General features: G+C 44.9%; 19 protein-coding genes and 1 pseudogene. 18 read left to right on the top strand and 2 right to left on the bottom strand.

Annotated elements, in window-relative coordinates; genetic code table 11:
• Positions 1 to 30 precede the first annotated feature (30 nt).
• From ACOMA8_RS10435 to ACOMA8_RS10400, 8 genes and pseudogenes are all read left to right on the top strand, one after another.
• A complete protein-coding gene (locus ACOMA8_RS10435) occupies positions 31 to 1,314 on the top strand; it encodes a dihydroorotase (protein ID WP_421370591.1) in 1,284 nt (427 codons plus the stop codon).
• Positions 1,315 to 2,391, top strand: coding sequence for a carbamoyl phosphate synthase small subunit (locus ACOMA8_RS10430; RefSeq protein WP_421370589.1), 1,077 nt, complete (start codon positions 1,315 to 1,317; stop codon positions 2,389 to 2,391).
• On the top strand, positions 2,391 to 5,576 hold the full coding sequence (gene carB, locus ACOMA8_RS10425; RefSeq protein ID WP_421370587.1) for a carbamoyl-phosphate synthase large subunit: 3,186 nt from the start codon (positions 2,391 to 2,393) through the stop codon (positions 5,574 to 5,576). The genes ACOMA8_RS10430 and carB overlap by 1 nt, the downstream gene beginning before the upstream one ends.
• 164 nt (positions 5,577 to 5,740) lie before the next feature.
• A pseudogene (locus ACOMA8_RS10420) lies at positions 5,741 to 6,544 on the top strand (dihydroorotate dehydrogenase electron transfer subunit); the annotation flags it as partial.
• A gap of 1 nt (position 6,545) precedes the next feature.
• On the top strand, positions 6,546 to 7,481 hold the full coding sequence (locus tag ACOMA8_RS10415) for a dihydroorotate dehydrogenase (protein WP_421370584.1): 936 nt from the start codon (positions 6,546 to 6,548) through the stop codon (positions 7,479 to 7,481).
• Positions 7,478 to 8,194, top strand: coding sequence for an orotidine-5'-phosphate decarboxylase (gene pyrF, locus ACOMA8_RS10410; RefSeq protein WP_161899795.1), 717 nt, complete (start codon positions 7,478 to 7,480; stop codon positions 8,192 to 8,194). Before ACOMA8_RS10415 ends, pyrF begins: the two co-directional genes overlap by 4 nt.
• Positions 8,194 to 8,829 (top strand): orotate phosphoribosyltransferase, encoded by a 636-nt coding sequence (gene pyrE / locus ACOMA8_RS10405; protein WP_421370581.1) that lies wholly within the window; start codon positions 8,194 to 8,196, stop codon positions 8,827 to 8,829. The genes pyrF and pyrE overlap by 1 nt, the downstream gene beginning before the upstream one ends.
• Before the next feature lie 54 nt (positions 8,830 to 8,883).
• Positions 8,884 to 9,600, top strand: a complete 717-nt coding sequence (locus tag ACOMA8_RS10400) for a carbonic anhydrase family protein (RefSeq protein WP_421370579.1) — start codon at positions 8,884 to 8,886, stop codon at positions 9,598 to 9,600.
• Between the two features lie 89 nt (positions 9,601 to 9,689).
• Here ACOMA8_RS10400 and efbA read toward each other — a convergent pair whose 3' ends face one another.
• A complete protein-coding gene (gene efbA, locus ACOMA8_RS10395; RefSeq protein ID WP_421370577.1) occupies positions 9,690 to 11,390 on the bottom strand; it encodes a fibronectin-binding protein EfbA in 1,701 nt (566 codons plus the stop codon).
• Between the two features lie 166 nt (positions 11,391 to 11,556).
• Complete coding sequence (locus ACOMA8_RS10390) at positions 11,557 to 11,970, bottom strand: DUF1622 domain-containing protein (RefSeq protein WP_161899798.1); 414 nt, start codon at positions 11,968 to 11,970, stop codon at positions 11,557 to 11,559.
• Between the two features lie 300 nt (positions 11,971 to 12,270).
• Here ACOMA8_RS10390 and ACOMA8_RS10385 point away from each other — a divergent pair, with 300 nt between their 5' ends.
• From ACOMA8_RS10385 to aroA, 10 genes are all read left to right on the top strand, one after another.
• Complete coding sequence (locus ACOMA8_RS10385; protein ID WP_421370575.1) at positions 12,271 to 12,846, top strand: hypothetical protein; 576 nt, start codon at positions 12,271 to 12,273, stop codon at positions 12,844 to 12,846.
• Between the two features lie 422 nt (positions 12,847 to 13,268).
• On the top strand, positions 13,269 to 14,297 hold the full coding sequence (gene trpX, locus ACOMA8_RS10380) for a tryptophan ABC transporter substrate-binding protein (protein WP_421370573.1): 1,029 nt from the start codon (positions 13,269 to 13,271) through the stop codon (positions 14,295 to 14,297).
• 99 nt (positions 14,298 to 14,396) lie between these two features.
• Positions 14,397 to 15,290 carry an ABC transporter permease gene (locus ACOMA8_RS10375; protein WP_421370571.1) on the top strand — a complete coding sequence of 298 codons (894 nt, stop codon included), beginning with the start codon at positions 14,397 to 14,399 and terminating at the stop codon, positions 15,288 to 15,290.
• Positions 15,287 to 16,051: an ABC transporter ATP-binding protein gene (locus ACOMA8_RS10370; RefSeq protein ID WP_421370568.1), complete on the top strand. Its 765-nt coding sequence runs from the start codon at positions 15,287 to 15,289 to the stop codon at positions 16,049 to 16,051. Before ACOMA8_RS10375 ends, ACOMA8_RS10370 begins: the two co-directional genes overlap by 4 nt.
• Positions 16,052 to 16,578: 527 nt before the next feature.
• Entirely contained in the window at positions 16,579 to 17,451 is an 873-nt protein-coding gene (locus tag ACOMA8_RS10365) for a shikimate dehydrogenase (protein ID WP_421370566.1), read from the top strand.
• A gap of 95 nt (positions 17,452 to 17,546) precedes the next feature.
• Complete coding sequence (aroF, locus tag ACOMA8_RS10360) at positions 17,547 to 18,578, top strand: 3-deoxy-7-phosphoheptulonate synthase (protein WP_161899804.1); 1,032 nt, start codon at positions 17,547 to 17,549, stop codon at positions 18,576 to 18,578.
• Positions 18,579 to 18,658: 80 nt separating this feature from the next.
• Entirely contained in the window at positions 18,659 to 19,732 is a 1,074-nt protein-coding gene (aroB, locus tag ACOMA8_RS10355) for a 3-dehydroquinate synthase (protein ID WP_161899805.1), read from the top strand.
• Positions 19,732 to 20,898, top strand: a complete 1,167-nt coding sequence (aroC, locus tag ACOMA8_RS10350) for a chorismate synthase (protein WP_421370562.1) — start codon at positions 19,732 to 19,734, stop codon at positions 20,896 to 20,898. The genes aroB and aroC overlap by 1 nt, the downstream gene beginning before the upstream one ends.
• A 14-nt stretch (positions 20,899 to 20,912) precedes the next feature.
• Positions 20,913 to 22,004: a prephenate dehydrogenase gene (locus ACOMA8_RS10345; protein WP_421370560.1), complete on the top strand. Its 1,092-nt coding sequence runs from the start codon at positions 20,913 to 20,915 to the stop codon at positions 22,002 to 22,004.
• Positions 22,005 to 22,062: 58 nt separating this feature from the next.
• Positions 22,063 to 23,358 carry a 3-phosphoshikimate 1-carboxyvinyltransferase gene (gene aroA, locus ACOMA8_RS10340; protein ID WP_421370558.1) on the top strand — a complete coding sequence of 432 codons (1,296 nt, stop codon included), beginning with the start codon at positions 22,063 to 22,065 and terminating at the stop codon, positions 23,356 to 23,358.

Genomic DNA, 23,358 nt, shown 5'->3' with positions numbered 1-23,358 from the left:
CAAACTAAAAAAACGGAGGACAACACCACCATGAAAACATTGATCAAAAACGGAAAGCTCAACACCTTCGGAAACGAACTGACAGACGGTGCCATCTGGATCGAGGAAGGCTTGATCAAAGCCATTGGGACCGGCTTTGATGAGGCGGATTTCGAGGAAGTCTACGATGCCAAAGGACAGTTGATCACACAAGGGTTGGTGGATGTCCATGTCCATTTAAGAGAACCCGGTTTCACTTACAAAGAAACGATAAAATCAGGCAGTGAAGCAGCAGCCAGAGGTGGTTTCACTACTGTTTGTGCGATGCCGAACTTAAACCCGGTACCAGATACCCCGGAGAAACTGACCGCCATTTATGACATCATCAAAAAAGATGCCATCGTCAATGTGCTCCAATACGCGCCTATCACAGAAGATTTGCGTAGCGAAGTTTTGACAGATATGCAAGCTTTGAAAGCAGCTGGTGCTTTTGCATTCACCAACGATGGCGTAGGCGTGCAGACGGCCGGAACGATGTATCTGGCCATGAAAGAAGCTGCCGCTAACGATATGGCACTGGTGGCCCACACTGAAGACGAATCATTGTTGTTTGGCGGAGTGATGCATGCCGGCAAACGCGCAGAAGAATTAGGTTTACCAGGGATTTTAAGCGTGACGGAGTCCTCTCAGATTGCAAGGGATCTTCTCTTGGCAGAAGCAACTGGCTGTCATTATCACGTCTGCCACGTTTCGACAAAAGAAAGCGTCCGGGTAATCCGAGATGCCAAACAAGCAGGAATCAAGGTGACTGCTGAGGTATCGCCTCACCATCTGATCTTGGCAGACCAGGATATTCCTGAAGATTTCGGTTACTGGAAAATGAATCCGCCATTGCGGGGGATCGATGACCGGAAAGCACTGATTGAAGGGCTTTTGGATGGCACGATTGACTGTATTGCAACCGATCATGCCCCTCATGGCTTTGACGAAAAGAATCAGAGCTTTTTGAAAGCACCCTTTGGGATCGTAGGCTCAGAATATGCCTTCCAACTGATTTATACGCATTTTGTGAAGACTGGCCGCTTTACACTGGAACAAGTCATCGATTGGATGGCCGTCAAGCCTAGCGCTATCTTCGGTTTGAAGACCGGTCGTCTGGCGGTCGGCCAGCCGGCAGACCTGGCAGTTTTTGCCATTGACGAAGAGTACACGATTGATGACAAAGAATTTAAATCACAAGCCGTCAATACACCGTTTGTAGGATGGAAGAATTACGGCGACACACTATACACATTTGTAAACGGCAAAGTAGTTTGGCAAAAGGGGAGTAAATAAATGAAACGTTGGTTGATTTTAGAAGACGGCACTTATTTTGAAGGAGAAGGTTTCGGAGCCGAGACAAATGTCTTTGGCGAAATCGTCTTTACCACCAGTATGACTGGTTACCAAGAAACCATCACCGACCAAAGTTTCAACGGTCAAATCATCACTTTCACTTATCCGATGGTGGGAAACTACGGCATCAATCGGGATGATTACGAGTCTATCGCACCTACTTGTAAAGGCGTGGTGGTAAAAGAACACGCGCGCCGAGCCAGCAACTGGCGAAATCTGATCAGTTTAGATGAATTTTTGAAACGTAAAGAAATCCCCGGCATTGCCGGTATCGATACACGAGCATTGACTCGCAAAATTCGCCAACACGGCACGATGAAGGCGTCTATTGTATCAGAAGAGGATTTCACTCATGCGTATGATCAGCTGAAGGCAGTCGTCCTACCTACCAATCAAGTAGAACAAGTCTCCACCTCAAAACCATACCCGAGTCCAGGTATCGGACACAATGTAGTGGTTATCGATTTTGGTCTAAAGCATTCCATCTTACGGGAATTATCCAATCGCAACTGTAATCTGACTGTGTTGCCTTACAATACGCCGGCTGAAACTATCCTGGAGCTGGCGCCGGATGGGGTGATGCTGACTAACGGTCCCGGAGATCCGAAAGATGTACCGGAGGCTATCGAAATGATTCAACAGATTCAAGGAAAAGTGCCGATTTTTGGTATTTGTCTGGGCCATCAGCTGTTTGCCTTAGCCAACGGAGCGGATACCTACAAATTGAAATTCGGCCATCGAGGACTGAACCATCCGGTACGGGAAATTGCAACAGGTCGCATCGACTTTACTTCTCAAAATCACGGCTATGCTGTTGACGAGAATTCCATCGATCCTAAGCGTCTACTAGTTACTCATGTGGAAGTCAACGATGGGACTGTCGAAGGGGTTCGTCACAAAAAATATCCAGCCTTCACAGTTCAATTCCACCCCGATGCAGCACCGGGGCCTCACGATGCCCTGCACCTGTTTGATGAATTCATCGAAATGATGGATGCTGAAAAGGAGAAGAGATAATGCCAAAACGTACAGATATCAAAAAAATTATGGTGATCGGTTCAGGGCCGATTATTATCGGTCAAGCTGCCGAGTTTGATTATGCCGGTACCCAGGCGTGTCTTGCTTTGAAAGAGGAAGGCTATGAAGTCATCTTAGTCAACTCCAATCCCGCCACTATCATGACGGATAAAGAAATCGCCGACAAAGTCTATATCGAGCCAATCACATTTGAATTTGTTTCCCGTATTCTCCGCAAAGAAAACCCAGACGCACTCTTGCCAACTCTGGGGGGACAAACTGGGTTGAACATGGCGATGGAACTAGCTGAATCTGGAATTTTAGAAGAACTGGACATCGAATTGCTGGGTACTAAACTTTCTGCTATCGACCAAGCCGAAGACCGGGATCTTTTCAAACAACTAATGGAAGATTTGGGTCAACCCATTCCGGAATCAGAAATCGTATCAACTGTCGAACAAGCGGTGGCCTTTGCTAATCAAATCGGTTATCCAATCATCGTACGACCGGCATTTACCCTTGGTGGTACCGGCGGCGGAATGTGTGACAATGAAGAAGAACTCCGCACGATTGCAGAGAACGGCTTAAAACTGTCGCCAGTGACCCAATGTCTGATTGAAAAATCAATTGCCGGCTTCAAAGAAATCGAATATGAAGTGATGCGAGACTCTGCTGACAATGCGATTGTGGTCTGTAACATGGAAAACTTCGACCCCGTGGGAATCCACACGGGAGACTCCATCGTATTTGCGCCAAGTCAAACTTTGAGTGACTACGAATACCAAATGTTGCGAGATGCGTCTTTGTCGATTATTCGCGCTCTGAAAATTGAAGGCGGCTGTAATGTTCAGTTGGCCCTGGATCCTGACAGCTTCAACTATTATGTTATTGAAGTCAATCCGCGGGTCTCTCGTTCTTCAGCCCTGGCTTCAAAAGCAACAGGGTACCCGATTGCAAAGCTCGCTGCAAAAATTGCTGTCGGATTAACCTTGGATGAAATGAAAAACCCAGTGACTGAAACGACTTACGCTGAATTTGAACCGGCATTGGACTACGTGGTAGCGAAAATTCCTCGTTGGCCTTTCGACAAATTCGAAAGCGGTGAGCGAGTATTGGGTACCCAGATGAAAGCCACTGGTGAAGTCATGGCAATCGGCCGTAACATCGAAGAGTCCTTGTTAAAAGCTGTTCGCTCGCTGGAAATCGGCACCTATCACGCCGAAATTGCTGAGTTGGCAACAGTAACTGATGCGGAATTGACGAAAAAGATGGTTCGGGCGCAAGATGACCGCTTGTTTTATGTCACTGAAGCTATCCGCCGCGGCTATACGATTGAAGAAATTGCTGAATTAACTAAAATCGATCTTTTCTTCTTGGATAAACTCCTTCACATCGTGGAAATTGAGCAATCCTTAGCTGCGACACCAAAAGATTTGGACTTGTTGAAACAAGCAAAACAAAATGGTTTTGCCGATAAGAAGATTGGTCAATTATGGAATATGACTGAAAATGAGATTCGCCAGTTGCGCCAAGAAGAAAAGCTGCTGCCTGTCTACAAAATGGTGGATACTTGTGCAGCTGAGTTTGAATCTGAAACCCCATATTTTTACAGCACCTATGAATTTGAAAATGAAAGTCACCGTTCAAAAACACCGTCAGTTCTTGTTCTGGGTTCTGGTCCTATTCGAATCGGACAAGGGGTAGAATTTGACTATGCGACTGTTCATTCTGTTAAAGCGATTCAAGCTGCAGGCTATGAAGCAATCATCATGAACAGTAACCCAGAAACAGTTTCTACCGACTTCTCCATCTCCGATAAACTGTACTTTGAACCGCTGACTTTGGAAGATGTCATGAACGTCATTGATCTGGAACAACCAGAAGGGGTCATCGTCCAATTCGGCGGGCAAACGGCGATCAACTTGGCGGAACCATTGGTCAAAGCTGGTGTGAAAATTTTAGGTACGTCGATTGAAGATCTGGATCGCGCAGAAAATCGTGACCTTTTCGAGCAAGCTTTAAAAGCCTTAGACATTCCGCAACCACCAGGAGATACCGCGACCAATAAAGAAGAAGCTGTGGCTATCGCTGAAAGAATCGGCTATCCGGTTTTGGTACGTCCAAGTTATGTGTTGGGGGGGCGTGCGATGGAAATTGTTGAAAATCAAGCGGATCTGGAAAACTATATGGAGACTGCTGTCAAAGCTTCACCAGAACACCCCGTCCTAGTAGATAGTTACCTGACAGGTTCCGAATGTGAAGTCGATGCAATCTGCGACGGTGAAACGGTCTTGATTCCGGGAATTATGGAACACATCGAGCGAGCTGGGGTCCACTCTGGAGACTCAATGGCTGTTTATCCACCACAATTCATGAGCGCAGAAATCAAAGCAACCATTGCTGACTATACACAAAAATTAGCTTTGGGTCTGAACTGTATCGGAATGATGAACATCCAGTTTGTTATCCATGAAAATAAAGTCTATGTGATTGAAGTCAATCCACGGGCTAGCCGGACAGTTCCTTTTTTGAGCAAAGTCACCGGTATTCCTATGGCGCAAATTGCAACCAAAGCCATCTTAGGAACCAAGCTGAAGGATCTAGGGTATGAAAACGGCTTGTATCCGGAAGATAATAACGTGCACATCAAAGCACCAGTCTTCTCTTTTACTAAGTTACAGAAAGTTGATACCTATTTGGGCCCTGAAATGAAATCAACCGGCGAAGTCATGGGGTCAGACCGCAGTTTGGAAAAAGCACTGTACAAAGCTTTTGAAGCAGCTGGATTGAAAATTCCGGAATTTGGTGCCGTCTTGTTCACAATTGCTGACGATGCTAAAGAAGAAGCCCTCGCTTTGGCACGCCGTTTTCAAGAAGTGGGCTTCAGCCTGCTAGCCACTAAAGGAACCGCAGATTATTTCCAACAGCAAGGATTGGCTGTGAAACCGATCTGCAAAATTTCTGAAACCAATTGCGAAGAAAACGTCATCGACCTCATTCGCAGCGGCAATACACAACTGGTGATCAATACGATGGACAAGAACCGGCAAGGCGCGTCAGAAGACGGCTTTATCATCCGTCGGGAGGCTGTTGAGCACGGTGTACCGCTCTTCACTTCGTTGGACACTGCCGATGCAATTTTGAAAGTCATGGAAGACCGAGCGTTCTCTACGCAAGCGATTTGATTCATCACACATCAGTTTTTCTAACGGCAAAAGGCCATAGACAAAAGCTGTAATCTATTTGCAAAAGCTATTTTTCTCCGCTCTGTAACCAGGGCAAGTGGGAAAAATAGCTTTCGCTGAGAATAATGACTGTCGCTTAGGCAACTGCGGCAACCAAAGGGGAGTTTTCATTGAAACAGGAAATGATGACCATCACACAACAACGTCAATTGGCTCCGCGTATCTACGAAATGACACTGTCCGGACATCTGGTACAGGAAATGAAAAAAAGCGGACAGTTTTTGCATATTCGAGTGCCGCGGGAAGATATGTTGTTGCGGCGACCAATCAGTATCAATCACATTGATCGTGAAGCAGGAACTTGTCGAATTATTTACCGGACAGAAGGAGAAGGTACCAAAGTTTTTGCTCAGCTGCAAGCAGGGGAGCAACTAGATGTTTTGGGTCCTTTGGGGAATGGCTTTGACTTGTCACAGATTCAAGCTGGTGATGAGGTCTACATCATTGGTGGGGGGATTGGGATTCCACCTCTGTATGAACTTTCCCGCCGGATTTTGGCTCTTGGGGCTGTCCCAATCCATTTTCTGGGCTTTGCTTCAAAAGAAGTCATGTATTACACAGAAGAATTCAAGGCTCTTGGGGAGTGTCGTTTTGCAACTGATGATGGCAGCTTTGGGGTTCACGGCAATGTGGGAAACCTTTTGTTAACAGCTTTAGCAGCAGAAGACTATGGGGATAATCCACCGGCTGCCGTCTTTGCTTGCGGGAACAATGGGATGTTGAAAACGGTCGATCAATTGTTTTCTGATCACCCGAATGCGCAGATTTCTTTAGAATCCCGTATGGCCTGTGGGATAGGTGCATGCTATGCCTGTGTCTGTCACATTGCCGATGATGAAACCGGTCAAAAGAGTGTGAAGGTCTGCGATCAAGGGCCAATTTTCCCAGTCGGAAAGGTGGTCATCTAATATGAATGAAAACTTACGTATACAACTCCCCGGATTGGATTTGAAAAACCCTATCATTCCTGCTAGCGGGTGTTTCGGATTTGGTAAGGAGTATGGCGAATATTATGATTTAAATGAACTCGGGTCAATCATGATCAAAGCGACTACCCCAAAAGAGCGTTTTGGCAATGAAACACCGCGAGTTGCTGAAACTCCCAGTGGCATGTTGAATGCGATCGGCTTACAAAATCCCGGCATGAAAGTCGTGATGGAAGAACACCTGACGTATTTAGCAGAGCGTTATCCAACATTGCCGATCATCGCCAATGTTGCAGGCTCTTGTGAAGAAGATTATGTAGAGGTTTGCGCCAAAATCGGTGATGCGCCAAACGTAAAAGCGATTGAATTAAATATCTCTTGTCCCAACGTCCGTCATGGTGGGATGGCGTTTGGAACTGAGCCAGATGTCGCTGGAAGTTTGACGGCTGCTGTCAAAAAGGTGGCTAAGGTGCCGGTATATGTCAAACTTTCACCAAATGTCACAGATATCGTTCCTATCGCCAAAGCCGTTGAAGCTGGTGGCGCTGACGGGTTTACGATGATCAATACACTTTTGGGGATGCGCATTGACCTTAACACCCGCAAACCAATTTTAGCCAATTTAACTGGAGGCTTGTCTGGTCCGGCCATCAAGCCGGTAGCAATTCGGCTGATTCATCAAGTGGCAGGTGTTAGCGATTTGCCAATCATCGGCATGGGCGGTGTTATGACAGTAGACGATGTTTTAGAGATGTTTATGGCTGGCGCTTCCGCTGTTGCAGTAGGAACCGCTAATTTCACGGATCCTTACATTTGTCCGAAACTAATTGATCAGCTGCCCCTGCGAATGGCTGAGTTAGGTATAGAGTCTTTAGAAAAACTGATTCAAGAAGTTCGAGAGGAGCGCAAAAAAGTATGAACACACGTCCGATTATTGCCTTAGACTTCCCAGATCTTGGCAGCGTCCAACTCTTTTTAAAAAACTTTCCTCACGAGGAAAAATTATTCGTCAAAGTAGGCATGGAATTGTTTTATGAAGACGGACCAGAAGTGGTTCGTTACTTAAAGCGACAAGGTCATGATATTTTCTTAGATTTGAAACTTCATGATATTCCGAATACGGTCGAAAGCGGTATGAGGCGAATCGCGGGAATGGGGGTTGCCATTGCCAACGTGCATGCCGCTGGTGGAATTGAGATGATGGAGGCTGCCCTTAGAGGTTTGGAAGCCGGCAAGCCAGCTGGTCAAGAACGAGCGAAGTTGATTGCCGTCACCCAATTGACATCTACATCAGAAGAACAAATGCATCAAGATCAACTGATCCAAGTCTCACTGGAAGAAAGTGTCCGTCATTATGCGCAATGCGCTAAAAAGGCTGGCTTGGACGGCGTGGTCTGCTCTGCTCAAGAAGTCACAGCGATCAAACAGGCCACCGACGAAGACTTTATCTGCTTGACTCCGGGAATTCGTCCAACAGGAGCTGACGCAGGAGACCAAAAACGGGTCATGACCCCTGCTGCTGCGCGAAAAATCGGTTCTGATTATATTGTCGTGGGCCGTCCCATTACACAAGCAACAAACCCTTATGAAGCCTATACTCAAATCAAAAAAGAATGGAATGGTGAAGCTTGATGACAACGATTGAAACTGCTGTAGCTAAAGACCTTTTAGAGATTGAAGCTGTCTTTTTGAGTCCCAATGAACCTTTTACGTGGGCCTCAGGTATCAAGAGCCCGATTTATTGTGACAACCGCATTACGATCAGCTATCCGAAAGTTCGTAAGCAGATTGCACAAGGCTTGGCAGAAAAGATTAAAGCCGAATATCCAGAGGTGGAAGTCATTGCAGGCGCCGCTACTGGTGGTGTGCCTCATGCTGCTTGGGTGGCGGATATTCTGGATTTGCCAATGGTCTATATTCGTTCCAAAGCAAAAGATCACGGCAAAGGAAATCAAATAGAAGGGCGCATTCAAAAAGGCCAAAAAATGGTTATTATTGAAGATTTGATTTCTACCGGCGGTTCTGTTTTGGGGACGGCAGAAGCTGCCAAACGTGAAGGGGCAGAAGTTCTAGCGGTAGCTGCCATTTTTACCTATGAATTGCCAAAAGGAAAAGAAAACTTTGAAAAGGCGGGCATTCCGCTTTTGACATTGACTAACTATTCTACATTGATTCAAGCTGCTTTGGAAACTAATTATATTAATGAAGCAGATCTCGAACTTTTAAAAAAATTCAAGGAAGATCCGAACGGCTGGTTGGCAAATTAAGCGGTTTTTGCGGTAAAATGCAGACAACTCTTTTTTACGAAAGGATTGAGGCAGATGATTAAACGGAATATGGATGTTCCGTGGAGCTATCAAGGAGAAAATGGTCCCGAACACTGGCACACTTTATGTGACTGGTATCGAGAAGGGGCTGAGTTTGCCTACCAATCACCGATCCATCTTCGACACGAAGGGGCTGTTTCCGGGAAACAGGCTGCTTTTGAGAGCCTGCATTTTTCTTACCGAACCGAACGTTTCACTGAAAAAGAATTTAAAAATACGATTCACTTTATTCCCTTTGAATGCGAAAGCCATGTGGTTTTTAAAGGTGTGAGCTATGCTCTGACAGATATCCACTATCACTTGCCAAGTGAGCATTGGATTGACGGTGAGCAAAAGCCGGTGGAAATTCATCTCGTTCATATGAACAATGAAGGAACCAACTTGGTGGTAGGAGTACTGTGTGAGATTGTTCCAGAAATTTTGGAAGAGAGCCCGTTACGGCAATCAGAAATTTGGGATTTGGATCAGCATTTAGAAGTTTTCGATCCAAGCGTGTTTTTGCCACGATCAAAAAGTCATTTTCACTATGTCGGTTCCTTGACGACTCCACCTACCAAGGGGCCAATCAACTGGTTTGTATTTGACGAGACGACAAAACTTTCAAGAGTCTTTTTGTCTCAATTCCAAGAAGAGATTTTGCAAGGAAATAATCGGCCACTTCAAGAGAGTAAAGATCGCAGAATTTATTATTTTGACGAAGTTGAGGAATAAAAAAATTCCCGTTGGTCGGTCATAGCATATAAAAAAGACTCGGTCCCTGATGATCGAGTCTTTTTAACGTTCTGTTTGAAAACACAGGATTATCCTCGAAGTTTAGCTATTTCAGTTTCTTCTGGGGTAACATAAAGGGTTTTCTGATTCTCATAGATGACATACCCTGGTTTGGCACCGTTTGGCTTACGAATGTATTTCACCTGCACATAGTCAACCGGGACTTGAGCAGAGTTGCGATACTTGGAATAATAAGCCGCCAAATTTGCTGCCTGCATCAACGTTTTTTCAGAAGGCGTATCAGTCCGGATGATGACATGAGAGCCTGGGATGTTTTTGGCGTGTAACCAAGTATCCGTCTTGCGAGCCGTTCGCAAAGTCAGTTGGTCATTTTGCAGATTATTTTTTCCAACCAAGATTTCAGTGCCATCTGAAGCATGAAATACTTCTGGCTGTGAAGGTTTCTCTTTGCGCTTTTTCGGATTACGATTTCTGATATAGCCTTGAGCGGTCAATTCTTCGCGAATCACTGATAAATCCATTGGCCCAGCGATTTCTAATTGCGCCAGTACAGATTCCAGATAAGCGATTTCCGCCTTGGTTTCAGCAATCTGTTGATAGACCAGCTTGACGGCATTTTTAAGCTTTTGATAGCGCGTAAAATACTTCTGGGCATTTTGGTTAGGAGTCAGCGCCGGATCCAGTTGGATAGACAAGAGGCGATCTTCATCGTAATAATTAGCAACTTCGACTGTTTTAGCACCGCGGGGAACTTGATATAAAAAGGTAGTTAACAGTTCACCTTTTTGGCGGAATTCTTCGGCATTTTCCGAATCTTTTAAGGTCTGTTCCCGCTTTGCCAGCTTACTGCGGTTGCGCTTCAATTCATTTTCTACTTTACGAATCAACTCGCCGCCTTGTTGCTTCACACGATCCCGCTCGGCTTTGTCATGATAGAAGGCATCTAAAAGACTGCTGAGAGACTCATAGTCTTGTGCTTTTTCTGCTGACTCAGCTAAGGATTGAAAAGCCGTGGGTGTGAAAAATTCTTTTTGTCCTACAAGGTAATAAGTAGGCTGTTTTTTCTGCTGAAGACTTTCAAAAAACTCCTGCCAAACAGGTAATTTTTCATTTGGTCGCTTTAATAGCCGGAAAGCAAGTTCGTCTGCTGTATCACGTCCCAAACCTTGGAATTGCTGCTGTAGTGCTTTTCCGGTTAGTTCCGGCAAGCGAGACAATCGCTCAAAAACCTCGTGATCAGAAGCAAGGTAGGGATTGATTGTTTCTTGTTTGGGCGGCGCGATATATTCGAGGCCTGGAAGGAGTGAGCGGTAAGTATTTTGACTGGAGCCGATATGCTTGATAGCATCCAATATTTTTCCACTCTCTTGATTCAGCAGTAAAATCGTACTGTGGCGGCCCATCAATTCCACCACCAAAAGAATGTTTTGAAGATCCCCCAGCTCATCGCGACGACTAAAGGTAAAATGAATCACGCGATCATTGTCAACTTGCTGGATGGCTTCTAAAATGGCACCTTCCAAGTATTTTCTGAGCATCATCACAAAATTAGGTGGGGTGTCTGGATTGCTATAAGACATATTAGTAATTTGCACTCGGGCATACGCAGGGTGGGCGGACAAAAGTAATTTGCGATTTTTTCCCTGACTGCGGATCACCAGAACAACTTCGTTTGGATAGGGTTGGTGGATCTTACTCACCCGACCACTTATGAGAGTCGCTTGCAGTTCATCTACCATCTGATGGGTGAATATTCCGTCAAAGGACATCAGTCATTCCTCATTTCTATAAAAATCAATAGTTTCGTATTGTCAGTGTGTTGTCTACTAAAAAAGGTGACAAAAGTGGCTGGCTTTAAAGCACACCTATTCATTATAAGCGACTTTTCACCAAATAAAAAGAACGGCCCACCGAGAGTAGACCGTCCACACCTGTTCAGCGCAATTTTCGTTGGATTTTTTGCCGTTCTTCTTGATTGTGTTCTTCTTCGTCCAATGCCTCCTGGATTTCACGATGCAAGAAAAATGAAATCACTGTTCGAATCACGACCACCGCGGCTAGTCGAAGAATGTCTTCAAAGGTAGGATTGACGATGGATTCAATGATATCGGCAGCAATTAAAATTTCCAAGCTCAATAGAATGTAGCTGCCCAAAAAATTACGAATGAAGTTATTGTGCCGTGCAGCCCGAACATGGTCTGGCTGGGTGCATTCTGTTTTGATAAAGTCATAGCCGGAAATCACCACGCCCCAGATCAAAACCAGGATGGACAGTGTATTGAGGCCGGTTACGATTAATTGAAAAACCGGGCTCATAAAATTCATAATTACATCGGATAAGTGCGTCATAGTATTCCTCCCACCGCTGAAAAAATCAGCGAAGCTTTTGTCAAAAAACCTTCGACTTTGTAAAATCGGAGGTCAACAGTCCCTCAGCAGTTATCAGCTGTTTCTCTTTTTTAATCATAACCAAACTTGCCTGAGAAAGAAAGTTTTTGCTTGTAACTATTCTTTTTGTATTTTTTGTTTAAAGCGTTTCTCTTTGACCTTGCTCGTTACCGGAGCAAATGCTAGTATTAAGGATAATCTGATGGAAAAAGGCACGGTTGACCGATAAGTTCAGACCTTGCCGACTACAGGAGGAACACCATGGATCGGATAAGACGCACCTTGAAGGCTATTAAAAATGGCGTGAGAGATTTCTATGAAGATTTGGAAGGCTGGTTTTATACCAATCAGCGAAGGGGCTTACTAACTTTTGCCGGTATCTTAGCCTGTGTGGCGCTTTTTTCAGTTTCTATGGTCGTGGCTCAAGCTCGTGTCAGACAATCAGAATATGAAGAAATCATCTACCCAGGTCTGGTTTCTGAGCGTATGAAGACGATTGAGTATGGCAAAGAGGATCAATGGATTGCTTCAAAAAGTGCGATTTCAGTGATGTTTGCGCCGCCCCACGGTGATGAGCGCAATCAGGTGGATCATTTACTGGAGCAAAAGCACAAGGAGCTGAATCGCGACTTTTACTACTATCCTCTCGTTTATGACACCGTCAATATCGGAGAAAAATACAACATCGATCCTACAAAAGTAACCTTTGTCTTCTTTGAAAAAGGGGTTGAGAAAAATCGTTTGGAATTTTCTAAGCTAACAGACAAAGACTCTTCTTTCATTCCAGAGCTGAATCGCCTGCCTATGTGGAACATTAAAAGCCTGGATGAGGAATAATTTTCATTGTCGGGGGACTGGATACTGGTTGATTATTCAGATTTTTTCAGAAATTGATTGACGGAAAGATTTTCATAGCGTATTCTGTTTTTAACAATAATTTATTAAAAGAGGAGTGACCATCATGACAACAACTATTTTCAACTCAGGACGATCTCAAGCATGGCGTATCTGGCGTAGGTAGTTGTATTGGTGGAGCTTTTTTCCATAGATACAACTTTTTAGAGTATCCTTCTAAAATTTGTATCTATGACGGACGATTCGAATTTATTGACCGCATAGACACTATCTATGCGGTTTTTTTCTTTATCAAAATCGGGGGATAGTGATGAAGGATACTCAATTTCAAGCTCTGTTGGCAATATTTCTTTAAAAAGTAACAAGGGTTTATGACGAGAAGGAATAAGAAAGGATGACTAATTATGAAAAACAAAGGACTTTTGGCAGCTGTTGCAGTAATCGTAATCGTATTGGGAGGCTTTGCTCTTTTTCAAGGATTCCAAAAAGACAACAAATCAGCCAAAACCACTACTTCGACAACTAGCAATCAGAAGCAATATACAGTAGGAGTACTTCAGCTGATGAGTCACCCGGCATTGGATCAAATTTATGAAGGAATCAAGGAAGGCTTGGCAGAAGAGGGCTTAAAAGAAGGCGAAAATCTAACAATTAATTTCCAAAATGGTCAAGGTGATCAAAGCAAACTCAACACGATGAGTCAACAACTGGTCCAAGACAAATCAGAAGTCTTGATAGGCATTGCAACTCCAGCTGCCCAAGCTCTCGACAACAACGTCAAGAAAAAAGATATACCTATTGTGTTAGGAGCCGTTACCGATCCTGAAGGGGCTGGTCTCGTCGCTTCCAATGATGCTCCAGGTGCCAATATCACCGGTGTCTCTGACCAGCCGCCTGTAGAAGAAATCATTGCGCTGGCTAAAAAAATGTTGCCCAACGCTAAAAAAGTTGGAATGCTTTACGCCTCTTCAGAAGCCAACTCGAAGTTCCAAGTGGCCAAAGCCTCTGAAAAAGCCAAAGAACTGGGTATGGAAGTTGTCAACAAACCAGTAGCTTCTACAAATGAAGTTGCTCAGACGGTTCAAATTTTGGCCAATGAAGTTGACTTTGTCTTTATTCCTTTAGACAACACCATTGCCAATGCGATGGAAACCGTTGCACAAGAAGCCGAAAAACAAAAGCTACCGGTCTTTCCTTCTGTTGAGACTATGGTTCAACAAGGTGGCGTGGCAACGATTGGGGTCAGTCAAAAAGAACTAGGTGTGCAGACGGGAAAAATGGCTGCTCAAATCGTAAAGGGTGAAGCCGAACCAGCAACTACGCCGATTTTCACTTTTTCAAAAGGGGAAACCATCATTAACCAAAAACAAGCAGAAGCATTGGAAATCCATCTATCCGATGAGCTGACCAAAGATGCCCGCTTCACAGAATAATCCTGGAGTGTAACTACCACAATAAGTGTGTGGAACTTGTAAAAAAGCAGTTCGCTAAACATGAGCCGCCGCATAATCGGAGACAAGGGGAGAAAAATTATGATCGTTTCAACAATCGGCCAAGGACTGTTATGGTCGTTACTGGCAATCGGTATCTTTATGACTTATCGGATTTTAAACTTTCCAGACATGACTACAGAAGGAACCTTTCCTTTAGGTGGGGCTGTTTGTGTGACGGCCATCACCAATGGCATTCATCCAGTCTTGGCAACACTTTTAGGCGTATTGGCCGGCATGTGCGCCGGCTTTGTGACTGGGGTGTTATACACGAAGGGTAAGATTCCAGTCATTTTGGCAGGGATTTTGGTTATGTCCGGTTTAAATTCAGTCATTCTTTATGTGATGAAAAGTCCCAACAAAGGGCTGGGGCATCAATATCCCAAGATTCAGGACTTCTTCACAAAAATGAATCTGCCAGACTACTTTGATATTGTCCTTTTAGGCGCATTGTTCGTGGTACTGACGATTGTTTTGCTACTATTTTTCTTCAATACCGATCTGGGGCAAGCTTACATTGCTACCGGTGACAATGAAACGATGGCGCGCTCTTTGGGTATCAAAACAGATCGGATGAAAATTTTAGGTTTGACCCTTTCAAACGGAGTTATCGCATTATCCGGCGCGTTGATTTCTCAAAATGACGGGTATGCTGATGTTTCAAAAGGCGTGGGGGTCATTGTCATCGGTTTGGCGGCAATTATTATCGGTGAAGTGCTCTTTGGCGAGTTGACCTTTGCCGAACGATTGATTGCTATCGTCGTAGGCAGTATTATCTACCAACTGATTGTCTTCTTGATTATTTTCGCTGGCTTTGACACGACTTACTTGAAGATCATCTCTTCAGCTATCCTGGCAGTCTGCTTGATAATTCCACAATTGAAGCAAGCACTGCATCTGAAGACAGGCTTTGAAAAAGAGGAGGCAGGACAATGACTCGTTTAACCATCGAAAAGGGCTACAAAACGATTAAAAACGGAATGGATGAGACGCGTGTCCTGTTAGATCATATTGATTTGACCATCAATCCTGGGGAATTTGTCACTGTAGTGGGGGGAAACGGTGCTGGTAAGAGTACACTTTTTAACAGCATTGCCGGTACACTGCCGATGACTTCCGGAAAAATACGGATCAACGAACACGATGTGACCAGAAGATCAGAAGAGGATCGGGCAAAGTACATCGCCCGTGTTTTTCAAGATCCTAAAATGGGGACGGCTCCCCGCATGACGGTTGCCGAAAATCTTTTATTGGCTGAAAAACGCGGCCAGCATCGTCTTTTAGCACCTCGAAAGCTCAATGAACGCAAAGAATATTATGGTAAGCTGTGCCAACGAGTAGGAAACGGCTTGGAAAATCATTTGGATACCCCTACTGGAAATTTGTCTGGCGGGCAGCGTCAGGCATTGAGTCTATTAATGGCAACTTTAACGGAACCAGAATTGCTGCTTTTGGATGAACACACTGCTGCTTTAGACCCCAAAACTTCTAAAAATCTGATGCAGCTCACCAATGACATGGTGACGGATCAAAACCTCACTTGTTTGATGATCACACATCATATGGAGGATGCTCTGGCATTTGGCAATCGCTTGATCCTGATGAAAAAGGGCAGAATTGCCAAAGACTTGGATGCAAAAGAAAAGCAGCTTCTCACCTTGTCAGAACTATTATTGTTCTTTGAAGACGACTTGTAATCGTGAACATCTTCAATGAAAGTAACAGGATTTTCGGCTTCTTTTCTTGAAAAACTGAATATTTCTTGCAAATACTGTTGACAGGGGTTTGCAAGGAGTCTATACTGAACTCAACCTTAAACCAGTTTGGAGCGATTCTTGATGAAAAGATCATTGACCCCACAACTGAATAAGTATTACTTTAGCTATTTTAGATAGGCTGTATTCATGAAACCATGGGTACAGACGCAGCAGTTTGTATCTATGATGGCTAAGGGATTTTGACTTGACTTACTCGCCACCGTAGAGAATATCTATAGTGGCTTTTCTTTTACGCTTTGTCCGGACAAGGCATTTGAGGGTGTTCACTGTAGATTCGTCGCGGTGGATGCCCTTTTTTTGTCAAACAAGAGAAGGCGGTCAAGAACAAAGACTCTTCGATAAAATCTTAATTTGTGATCACTTCACAAGGAGTTGTCGGAGCGCTTCAATTTGTTTAAAACAGATTGGACGGCTTTTGGAAAAGTAGTCAGGATTGGAGGAAACCCATGAAAAAAATGATCACGGGGCATACCCGTCTTGCTGGATTGATCGGCAAACCAACACATCACAGCATTTCACCACTGATGCACACCACCGCTTTTGCAGCTTGTGGCATTGATGCTGTCTATCTTTCTTTTGATATCGAGTCTGAAGAAGTAGCAGCTGCACTAGAGGCAATCAAAACACTGTCATTTATCGGTGCCAATGTGACCATGCCCCATAAAGCTGCAGTCCTGCCTTACTTGGATGACGTATCACCAGCGGCTCGATTAATCGGTGCTGTAAATACAATTGTTCCGAGTGACGGCAAATTGGTAGGACACAACACTGACGGCAGCGGCTTTATGCGCAGCTTGCAAGACATTGATGTGAATCCCATCAATCAACAGATAACAATTTTAGGAGCTGGTGGGGCAGCAACCGCCATCATCACTCAAGCAGCCTTGGACGGCGTTAAAGCGATTCACGTCTACAATCGTAAAGATCAATTTTTTGCAAAAAGTGCGGAAAAACTACAAGTGATTGCCGCAGAAACCGGCTGCCAGATTCAGCTCTTTGATTTAGAAGCACAAGCAGACCAATTGTCCGAATCACTGGCCGATAGTTGCCTGCTGGTCAATGCTACTGGCGTGGGGATGGCGCCGCATACGGCTGCCAGCGCTTTGCCGGACTTTGAGCTTTTAAAAGGGGAGCTGGCCGTATATGATGTCATTTACGATCCTCGGGAAACCTTACTTTTGCAAGAAGCCAAAGCAAGGGGCCTCAAAACAGCAAACGGCTTAGGTATGTTGTTGTATCAAGGGGCCGCAGCCTTCAAATTGTGGACTGGCAAAGAAATGCCCACTGCCACGATCAAGCCGTTGATTGAAGCGCAGTAATACTTGAAAATAAAAGGAACAATCACACAGTTTAGCGATGAAAAACAGGAACATTGCCAATCTGTTCAATGATTTACAAAAAAGGAGAAATGAAAATGATCGTCATTATGAAACCCGGGGCTACCCGCGAACAAGTAGAAAATGTGGTTAAGCGTATAAAAAAAGAAGGACTAGATGTTAATATTGATGAAGGTTCTGAACATATCGTCATCGGTTTGAAAGGTGATACCCGCAATGTCCAGGATGTCGCTTTTTACAGCTACGATGGGGTAGAAAAAGCGGTCCGAATCTCCAATACTTACAAATTGACTTCTCGCGAATTTCACCCTGGAGACACTGTCGTGGATGTCGATGGTGTGAAAATCGGTGACGGAAATTTTGTTACGATGGCAGGCCCTTGTTCCATTGAAGGACTGGATCAAATCAGAGAGTGTGCCCGTATCGCAAAAGCCGGCGGCGCCCAAATTTTACGTGGGGGAGCCTTCAAGCCCCGTACCTCTCCTTACGCTTTCCAAGGTCTGGAAGAAGAAGGGCTGAAATACATCCGCCAGGCAGCCGATGAATTTGATATGAAGGTCATTACTGAAGTTATGGATGAAAGCCATATCGAGATGGTTGCTGAATACAGTGACATTTTGCAGATTGGTGCTCGGAACATGCAAAACTACAAGTTGCTCCAAGCTGTCGGTAAAACGGGGAAACCCATTGGTCTTAAACGCGGGATTGCCGGGACCATTGATGAATGGCTCAATGCGGCAGAATACATCGCAATTTCTGACAAGTCACCGGTGATTTTCATTGAACGAGGGATTCGAACCTACGAAACCGCCACAAGAAACACCTTTGATCTTAGTGCTGTTCCTCTAATCAAAAAACTCAGTCATTTCCCAATCATCGTCGATCCTTCCCACGGTACCGGGATTTGGGACTTGGTACCACCAATGGCTAGAGCGGGTGTTGCTGCCGGCGCAGACGGTATGATCGTAGAGATTCATCCAGATCCAGCCAATGCTTGGTCAGATGGCCCTCAATCGTTGAATGAAAAAACTTACATGAGAATGATGAAGGAAGTCACAATCATGGAAAAAGCCATGAAAGAAATCAAAGCATTGGAAATCGGTGGCTGATTCAAACCAAAAGTTGTTCATCCAAAAAGTCGGGGATTGCTGAGACCAAGCTCTCGGTAATCCCTCAAGGGGGAAATAAAATGCTGACCATCCATTTAAAAGACCATCAATACGATATTCATATCCGAAAAGGTTGCTTAAAAGAAGTCGGTTCTTTGCTAAAAGAGCTTTGGCAGCCACAAAAAGTTGCCATTATCACGGATGACAATGTGGCGCCTCTCTACGCTGAAATCGTCCGACAAGCTGTAGAGAAAGCCGGCTTTGAACCAGTTATTCACGTTGTTGCCAATGGAGAGGCGAGTAAATCATTGGCAGAGGCAGAGAATATCTACAGCTTTTTAGCCGATGAAGGGTTCACTCGTTCTGACGGCATTATTGCCTTAGGTGGGGGCGTTATCGGCGATTTAGCTGCTTTTGCGGCATCTACGTATATGCGTGGGATCCATTTTATTCAAATCCCCACGACCCTTTTGGCACAAGTAGACTCAAGCATTGGTGGTAAGACAGCTGTCAACACAGCCAAAGCCAAAAACCTAGTCGGCACTTTCAGTCAACCAGATGGCGTACTGATCGATCCGGAAGTCTTGACAACTTTGGATAGGAGAAGGATCAGAGAAGGTATTGCGGAAATCATCAAGTCAGCTGCTATTGCGGATCTTGACCTTTGGAATTTTTTGAATAATTTGACAGATGAAAACGATTTGTTGGCCCAGGCTGACTATGTGATTACAGAAACTTTGAAAGTGAAACAAAAAGTCGTGGAAGAAGATGAGTTTGACAACGGCATTCGACTGATTTTGAACTTTGGCCACACGATTGGCCACGCAGTTGAAAAAACATCAGGCTATGGCGTAGTCAGTCATGGTGAGGGCGTTGCGATTGGCATGATGCAGATCAATGCTCACGCAGAGAAAATTGGGTTGTCTCCTGTGGGAAGTACGGCCCGGTTAAAAGCCATGATTGAAAAATTTCATCTGCCAATTCATGCAGAGAATTGGGATGAAGCGCGTTTGTTTGAAGCAATTACCCATGACAAGAAAGCCCGTGGGACAAATTTGAAGCTGATTTTATTAACCGATATCGGTGAAGCCAAAATCGTGACGGTGCCACTTGAAGAACTACGACAATACTTAGATAGAGAGGATGTAAGCTAATGCGCTATATTACAGCAGGGGAATCACACGGCCCGCAATTGACGGCTATCATTGAAGGACTACCGGCAGGATTACCGTTGACGACAGAAGACATCAACATTGAATTGGCACGGCGGCAAACCGGCTATGGTCGAGGAGGTCGCATGAAGATTGAAAAAGACCAGGTGCAGATTCTATCGGGGGTGCGCCATGGCAAGACGATTGGGGCACCGGTTACTTTAGTAGTCGAAAATCGTGACTGGAAAAACTGGACGACGATTATGGCAGCTGAGGATGTTTCCGAAGAAGCAAAGGCTGTCAGAAAAGTGACTCGGCCCCGGCCTGGTCACGCGGATCTAGTTGGAGGCATGAAATATCACCATCGGGACCTGCGAAATGTTTTAGAACGCTCTTCTGCCAGAGAAACAACGATGCGGGTTGCAATTGGCGCAGTAGCAAAGAAATTATTGTCGGAGCTCGGGGTGATTGTTGCCGGGCACGTGACAGTTTTAGGTGGCATCAAAGCGACGATTCCTGATGGTATGTCGATTCAAGAAATCAAGGAACGTTCGGAAGCATCAGAAATTCGAGTTGTTGACCCAACTGTGGAAGAAGAAATCAAAGCCCTGATTGATGCGACCAAGAAAAAAGGCGATACGATTGGTGGCGTAGTTGAAGTCATCATTGGCGGCGTTCCTGCTGGATTAGGCAGTTATGTGCAATGGGATAAAAAACTTGATGCCAAGTTGGCCCAAGCCATTGTCAGTATCAATGCCTTCAAGGGAGTAGAGTTTGGGGTTGGTTTTGAAGCAGGTAATCTGCCGGGATCATTGGTAATGGATGAAATCCAATGGAGTGAGGCAGATGGCTACACACGAAAAAACGATAATCTCGGCGGCTTTGAAGGAGGCATGACAAATGGTGAAGCCATTGTCATCAAAGGAGTCATGAAACCAATCCCGACTTTATATAAGCCGCTACAGACCATCGATATTGAAACAAAAGAGCCTTACAAGGCCAGTGTGGAACGATCAGACAGTACAGCTGTCCCAGCAGCTTCCGTCGTTGCTGAAAATGTAGCAGCGACAGTATTAGCCACAGCCTTTTTAGAAAAATTCGGCAGCGACTCATTCGATGAGCTGAAGGCGGCAGTTGCCGCATATAGAGAGTACTTGAAAAATTACTGAGAGGGGAAACCAGTGTGGAACAGCAAGTTTTAATCACCGGCTTAGGATTGATTGGGGCTTCATTGGCCCGCTGTATCCGGCGTGATCACCCTCAATGCACCGTAATCGGCTGGGATAAATCTTCAGTGACCCGTCAAACAGCGCTTGAAAAAGGCATTATCCAAACGGCAGCGACTGATTTCAAGACAGCGGCAACACAAGCAGATATCATCGTTTTTGCTACTCCGGTCAGTGTGACCTTGGACTATCTACAGACGCTTTGTCAATTGACACTAAAGACCGGGGTCATCGTGACAGATGCCGGCAGCACCAAAAAAGTTATCAGTGAAGCTGCTGCTTCGTGTTCTTTTACATTCATCGGTGGGCACCCGATGGCAGGTTCTCATAAATCCGGAGTCAATGCTTGCGATGAAGATTTGTTTGAAAATGCCTACTATATTTTTACTCCTAAAGAAAAAGATCATGACTCACTGGACGTGTTAAAGGAATTATTTTCGGGTACCCGGGCAAAATATGTTGAACTTTCACCAGAGGAACACGATGAAATCACCGGAATGTTGAGTCATCTGCCACATATCATTGCAGCTGGTTTAGTAACACAAGCTGATGTTTTCAATCAAGAACACCCCCGGGCTAAACAGCTGGCTGCCGGAGGTTTTCGTGACATTACTCGGATTGCTTCATCCGATCCCAAAATGTGGACAGACATTTTATTGAGTAATCGGGAAACATTGATGTCTCAACTGACCCTTTGGCAAGAGCAGATGTCTCAAGTCCAACGACTGTTAATTCACCGTGACCAACAGGGAATCTATGATTTTTTCGACCATGCGAGAGACACTCGCGACCGACTTCCTGTTCATAAAAATGGGGCCATTCCAGCCTTCTATGATCTTTATGTGGATGTCCCAGATGTTCCCGGCGTTGTTGCCGAGGTTACAGGACTGCTGGGAAAAGCTGAACTGTCAATCATCAATCTAAAAATTCAAGAGACTAGAGAAGATATCAATGGGGTCTTGCAGATTACGTTCAAAAATGAACGGGATTTGCAAGCGGGCATGAATTGTCTGCAAACTTATACAGATTACCCTTGTCGCTTAAAATAAAACCTGTGGTACACGAATAAGCGTATTAAAAAGCAGCGCACTATCAAAGGAGGATATTATGAAATTAGGACCTACCGCCAATGGTTTAAAAGGAACGATCCAAATCCCTGCGGACAAATCTATTTCCCACCGGAGCATCATGTTCGGAGCTTTAGCAGAAGGAACCACTACAATCCGTAATTTTTTGCGAGGGGAAGACTGTTTCTCCACGTTAAATGCTTTTCGCGCTTTGGGGGTTCCCATTGAAGATGATGGAGAAACAATTACAGTTACCGGTGTCGGTTTCCGCGGCTTAAAAGCTGCCTCTGGGGCAATTGACGTGGGGAACTCAGGTACCACCATCCGCTTGATGATGGGAATTTTGGCGGGACAGCCCTTCACGACCACTCTTTTTGGTGATGATTCTTTAGCAAAACGGCCAATGAATCGTGTTATGTTGCCTTTGCGAGAAATGGGGGCAAGGCTTACCGGAAGCTCTGGTAGTGAATTTCCACCCATCACAGTGTCCGGTTCTGATCAATTAAAGCCTATCCATTATCAACTGCCGGTTGCTAGTGCTCAAGTGAAATCTGCGGTGATTTTTGCTGCGTTACAGGCGCAGGGAACCTCTACTATCATTGAAAAAGAACCAACCCGCAATCACACAGAAGAGATGATCAAACAGTTTGGTGGAGAAATCAGCTGTGCCAAAGATGGTAAGACGATCACAGTCACTGGTCCTCAAACTTTCAAAGCACAAGAAGTCTCTGTGCCGGGGGACATTTCATCTGCTGCCTTTTTCCTCGTTGCCGCAGCAATCACAGCAGACAGCCAGATTACCTTAACAAATGTCGGGATCAATCCTTCCCGCACAGGTATCTTGGAAGTTATGACGGCAATGGGAGCAAAGTTATCCATGCTATCTGTCGATCAACAAAATCAATCTGCTGATCTGGAAATCATGACAAGTCAGTTACAGGCTACCACGATATCCGGAGCCATTATTCCCAGATTAATCGATGAACTGCCCATTATTGCGCTCTTGGCAACTCAAGCAACAGGACAAACGATAATCAAAGATGCCGAAGAATTGAAGATCAAAGAAACCAATCGAATCGACGCAACTGCTGAAGAATTGAAGAAGATGGGTGCAGACATCACCCCAACAGAAGACGGACTGATTATCAATGGTCCGACTCCTTTACAAGGCGCTACCGTAGATTCCCGCGGTGATCACCGAATTGGTATGATGTTAGCCATTGCTGCGTTGATTGCTAAAGGTGAAACGCAACTACAAAGAGAAGAAGCCGTCGCCGTTTCTTATCCGGAGTTCTTCGCTGACCTTCACACACTCAGTATCAAAGGAGGAAAATAA

The sequence above is a fragment of the Enterococcus infantis genome, assembly GCF_049166715.1.
GTDB classification, from domain to species: Bacteria; Bacillota; Bacilli; order Lactobacillales; family Enterococcaceae; genus Enterococcus_C; species Enterococcus_C leclercqii.
The sequence above is the reverse complement of the archived record's forward strand: the minus strand, read 5'-3'. Positions and strand labels throughout refer to the sequence as shown.